Origin of the sequence: Pseudonocardia sp. (assembly GCF_025965585.1) — a bacterium.
Taxonomy (GTDB): domain Bacteria; phylum Actinomycetota; class Actinomycetes; order Mycobacteriales; family Pseudonocardiaceae; genus Pseudonocardia.
Map to the genome: position 1 here is coordinate 1 of NZ_JAOPWR010000485.1, position 4,550 is coordinate 4,550.

6 protein-coding genes are annotated in these 4,550 nt (G+C 70.9%); 2 read left to right on the forward strand and 4 right to left on the reverse strand.

What is annotated here, in order from left to right; all coding sequences use genetic code 11:
- The first annotated feature begins 39 nt into the window (after nt 1-39).
- The gene (locus JWR81_RS29975) at nt 40-243 is read left to right on the forward strand and encodes a cold-shock protein (RefSeq protein WP_297660515.1); all 204 of its coding nucleotides are present in this window, start codon (nt 40-42) and stop codon (nt 241-243) included.
- Between the two features lie 152 nt (nt 244-395).
- The gene (gene groL, locus JWR81_RS29980; RefSeq protein ID WP_297660518.1) at nt 396-2,027 is read left to right on the forward strand and encodes a chaperonin GroEL; all 1,632 of its coding nucleotides are present in this window, start codon (nt 396-398) and stop codon (nt 2,025-2,027) included.
- A gap of 184 nt (nt 2,028-2,211) precedes the next feature.
- Here the strand turns inward: groL and JWR81_RS29985 are convergent, their stop codons facing one another.
- The 4 genes from JWR81_RS29985 to JWR81_RS30000 all read right to left on the reverse strand — a co-directional run.
- Nucleotides 2,212-2,412, reverse strand: a complete 201-nt coding sequence (locus tag JWR81_RS29985) for a PspC domain-containing protein (protein WP_297660530.1) — start codon at nt 2,410-2,412, stop codon at nt 2,212-2,214.
- Nucleotides 2,413-2,610: 198 nt separating this feature from the next.
- Nucleotides 2,611-2,784: a hypothetical protein gene (locus tag JWR81_RS29990; RefSeq protein WP_297660521.1), complete on the reverse strand. Its 174-nt coding sequence runs from the start codon at nt 2,782-2,784 to the stop codon at nt 2,611-2,613.
- A 172-nt stretch (nt 2,785-2,956) separates the two neighbouring features.
- Entirely contained in the window at nt 2,957-3,580 is a 624-nt protein-coding gene (locus JWR81_RS29995; protein WP_297660524.1) for a response regulator transcription factor, read from the reverse strand.
- 90 nt (nt 3,581-3,670) lie between these two features.
- The coding region (locus JWR81_RS30000; protein WP_297660527.1) for an ATP-binding protein at nt 3,671-4,550 on the reverse strand (880 nt) is incomplete at its 5' end.

Sequence of the window (4,550 nt, forward strand, 5' to 3'; positions counted from 1 at the left end):
TCGGAATGATGGTGAGCAACACAGCAACTGGGAGTAACAATGGCGAACGGAACCGTCCAGTGGTTCAACGCTGAAAAAGGCTACGGCTTCATCACTGTCGAGGGTGGCGGACAGGACGTCTTCGTCCACTACTCCGCCATCGACATGGGTGGCTACAAGGTGCTCGAAGAGGGCCAGCAGGTGATCTTCGAGGTCGGCACCGGATCGAAGGGTCCGCAGGCCGAAGCGGTGCGGCTGGCCTGACCTCCGGCCGGGCATCCGATCTGCCCCTCGTCCGCCGGGCGTCACTTGCACTCTCACCTGTCGAGTGCCAGTATTGGTCTTAGCACTCGTGCATGCTGAGTGCTAAACCTTTATGAATCTTTCATGACGCCCGGGAGGGACGAGAAACACACATGGCAAAGATTATTGCTTTCGACGAAGAGGCCAGACGCGGCCTCGAACGCGGTCTCAACATTTTGGCCGACGCGGTCAAGGTGACACTCGGCCCGCGTGGCCGCAACGTTGTACTTGAAAAGAAGTGGGGCGCGCCCACCATCACGAACGATGGTGTGTCGATCGCGAAAGAGATCGAACTCGACGACCCCTACGAGAAGATCGGTGCCGAGCTCGTCAAAGAGGTCGCCAAGAAGACCGACGACGTCGCTGGCGACGGAACGACGACCGCTACGGTTCTCGCCCAGGCCCTGGTTCGCGAAGGTCTGCGCAACGTCGCGGCCGGCGCCGACCCGATCAGCCTGAAGAAGGGCATCGAGAAGGCTGTTGCAGCCGTCATCGCCGAGCTCATCTCGAACGCCAAAGAGATCGAGACCAAAGAAGAGATCGCGGCAACCGCTTCTATCTCTGCTGGTGACACCGAGATCGGTGCCCTGATCGCCGAGGCCATCGACAAGGTCGGTAAAGAGGGTGTCGTCACCGTCGAGGAGTCGAACACGTTCGGCACCGAGCTCGAGCTGACCGAGGGCATGCGCTTCGACAAGGGCTACATCTCGCCCTACTTCGTCACCGACGCCGAGCGCATGGAGGCCGAGCTCGAGGACCCCTACGTCCTCCTGGTCAGCTCCAAGATCTCCACGGTGAAGGACCTCCTCCCGCTGCTGGAGAAGGTCATGCAGGGCGGCAAGCCGCTCGCGATCATCGCCGAGGACGTCGAGGGCGAGGCCCTGGCCACCCTGGTCGTCAACAAGATCCGCGGCACCTTCAAGTCCGTCGCCGTCAAGGCTCCGGGCTTCGGTGACCGCCGCGAGGCGATGCTGGCCGACATGGCCATCCTCACCGGCGGCGAGGTCATCTCGGAGAAGGTCGGCCTCAAGCTGGAGAACGCCGACCTGTCGCTGCTGGGCAGCGCCCGCAAGGTCGTCGTCACCAAGGACGAGACCACCATCGTCGACGGTGCGGGCGACGCCGACCAGATCGCGGGCCGGGTCCAGCAGATCCGTTCCGAGATCGACCGCACCGACTCGGACTACGACCGCGAGAAGCTGCAGGAGCGCCTGGCCAAGCTGGCCGGCGGTGTTGCGGTCATCAAGGCGGGCGCGGCCACCGAGGTGGAGCTCAAGGAGCGCAAGCACCGCATCGAGGACGCCGTTCGCAACGCGAAGGCGGCCGTCGAGGAGGGCATCGTCGCCGGTGGCGGCGTGGCGCTCATCCAGGCCGGTGCGGGCCTGTTCGAGGGCCTCGGTCTGGACGGTGACGAGGCCACCGGCGCGAACATCGTCAAGGTCGCGCTGGAGGCTCCGCTCAAGCAGATCGCCATCAACGCCGGCCTCGAGGGCGGCGTCGTGGCGGAGAAGGTCCGCGGCCTGGCCGCGGGCGAGGGTCTGGACGCCGCCACGGGCGAGTACAAGGACCTGATCAAGGCCGGGATCATCGACCCGGCCAAGGTCACGCGCTCGGCGCTGCAGAACGCGGCCTCGATCGCGGCCCTGTTCCTCACCACCGAGGCCGTCATCGCCGACAAGCCGGAGAAGAACGGTCCGGCCGGCGGTGGCGACCCCACCGGTGGCATGGGCGGCATGGACTTCTGAGTCCCGCCACCTCGTAGTACCCGCACGTCCCGCAGGGGCGGCACCCCCGTCACGTTGTGACGGTGGGTGCCGCCCCTGCGGCGTTCGGCGGCACGGTGATCGCGCCCGGCGCACCCTCATGCGGAGAGCCGATAGCTCCGCTCGGCGCCGTCGCGGCGGCCAGCAGATACCAGCTCGGCCACCATCAGACCAGGGTCGTCGCCGGGGCCGGTGCGCCCTCAGGCGCGAGGATCCAGGCCGCGACGTAGAGCGGGATGCCGATGCCGCCGCCGAGGATCGTCAGGGCGACGAGACCGATGCGGACCAGCGCCGCGTCGACGTCGAGGGCCTCGGCGAGCCCGCCGCAGACGCCGCCGAGCATGCGGTCGGTGCGGCTGCGGTACATCCGGAAGGACGGGCGTGGCGCCGTGGTCCCGGGGGCGTCGGTCGTCGGGGCGGTGGCGGTGGCGGTGGTGTTCTCCATGCCCATGAGCCTGCTCCGGAGCGGCCGGGCCGGCGTCCGGGTCGCCCCGGAGAACGACCCGGAGAAACGGCCGAGCGGCCCCCGGGACAACCCCGGGAGCCGCTCGTGTCGTCGTACCGGCTACTTCTGGAAGGGCGCCGTGCAGCCCGCCGCGTCCGGCGCGGTGTACAGCGGCGCCACCTCGGTGAGGCCGCCCTCGGCCTTCGCGTCGACCTCGGCGACGTAGACACCGCGGGCGGGCGGCGCGCCGGGCGAGCTGTAGTCCAGCTCGGCCACGAGGTCGTCGGTCTTCACCGAGGTCAGCTCGCCCGCGCCACCGCCGGACCGCGCTCGGGAGCACGCCCGGGTCCGCGGGCAGGAGGGGTCCACCTCCGGTGGTTCCCACGACCTCGGCCGCGCGTGCCGACGTCGGCACGCGCGGGCACGACGAGGCCGGGGCGGACTGACCCGACCGGGCCGGCCGGGCTCAGAGCAGCCCGGCCTCGCTCGCCTTGCCGATCGCCTCGACGCGGTTGCGGGCACCGAGCTTGTGCAGGGCCGCCTGCAGGTAGGTCTTCACGGTGTTGCGCGCCAGCCCGGTGGCGTCCGCGATCTCGGGGTTCGTCCGTCCCTGGGCGGCGAACCCCAGCACCTCGTACTCGCGGCGGGTGAGCCCGCTGCGGGCCAGCGCCTCGTTGCGGCCGGCCTCACCCGGCACCATCCGCGGGTCGGACACGCGCTCCCCGCGCAGCACCCGGCGCAGCGCCGCGACGAGGTCGGTGGCGGCCGCGTCCTTCAGCAGCGCCCCGTGCGCGCCGGCGTCGAGCGCGGCCTGGACGCCGCCGTGGTCGCCGTGCGCGGTGAACACCACGATGCGCGCCTCGGGCACCAGGTCGCGCAGACCCGCCACGATCTCGGGGGCGAGCATGTCGGGCAACCGCAGGTCCAGCAGCACGAGATCGGGGCGCAGGCCGGGCGCGCGCTCCAGCGCCGACCGCCCGCTCTCCGCCGAGCCGACCACCACCAGCGCCGGCTCACCGCGCAGCAGCAGGGCGACGCCGTCGCGCACCACCGGGTGGTCGTCCACCACCATCACCCGCGACGGCGTCATCGCCGCCACCTCATCGCGCCCGCTCTCATCGCCCCACCCTCATCGCACGCCCTCATCGCACAGCTCGTCGCACTGCTTCATCGCACTGCCTCATCGCACGGCCGGGAGCATCATGCGCAGCGTCGAGCCGCCGTCCTCGTCGTGGACGAGGCTCACCCGACCGCCCAGCCGGGCCGCCTTCTCCGCGAGCAGGCGGATGCCCAGCCCGGCGCCGTCGCAGGTCGAGCCCGGCTCGTCGGACCCGTCCGCCGGACCGCCGTCGTCGGCCACCGCGACGAGCACCGTGCCGTCGGCCTCGCCCAGGCTGACAACCACCGTGGCGGCGTCGGCGTGCTTCTCGGCGTTGAGCAGCCCCTCGCGCACGGCACTGACCAGCAACGTCGTGCGCTCCACGTCGAGCGGCCGCACGTCGCCGAGCTGGACGAGATGGGCCGGAGTGCCGGTGCGCGCCTCGAAGCTGCGGCAGTGTTCGGCGAGCTCGATCGGCAGCGCGCGCTCGGGACTGGACTCCGACAGGGCGAGCAGCGACTCCCGCAGCGCCAGCGACGCCGCCGACACGTCGGTCTCCAGCCGGCCCAGCCGGGACCGCAGCAGGGGGTTGTCCGGCAGCGTCGTGCGCAGGTCACGCACCTGCGCGCCGATCGAGAAGAGCATCGCGCCCACCGAGTCGTGCAGCGAGGCCTGCATGCGCCTGCGCTCCGCAGCCACCGCGGTGTGTCGTCCCGCCTCGGCGCGGTCGGCCAGCCGGACGGCGTGGGCGGCGTCGGCGGCGATGCGCTGCACGGCGTCGATCGCGGCGTCGCCGAACTCGCCCGGCCCGCGCAGCGCCGCGTACGCGATCGCGAGTGGCCGCTCCCCGGCGCCGTGGACGATCGGGACCGCCACCATCGCGCCCAGCGCCTCGCGGCGGACGGGCACGTCGAACTGGTGGGTGATGCTCGACGAGGTGACGTAGTCGCTGACCCGCACC

Coding starts and splice junctions, on each gene's coding strand:
- groL (WP_297660518.1), top strand. CDS start 396: ATGGCAAAGATTATTGCTTTCGACGAAGAGGCCAGACGCGGCCTCGAA.
- JWR81_RS29985 (WP_297660530.1), bottom strand. CDS start 2,412: ATGTACCGCAGCCGCACCGACCGCATGCTCGGCGGCGTCTGCGGCGGG.
- JWR81_RS29995 (WP_297660524.1), bottom strand. CDS start 3,580: ATGACGCCGTCGCGGGTGATGGTGGTGGACGACCACCCGGTGGTGCGC.
- JWR81_RS29975 (WP_297660515.1), top strand. CDS start 40: ATGGCGAACGGAACCGTCCAGTGGTTCAACGCTGAAAAAGGCTACGGC.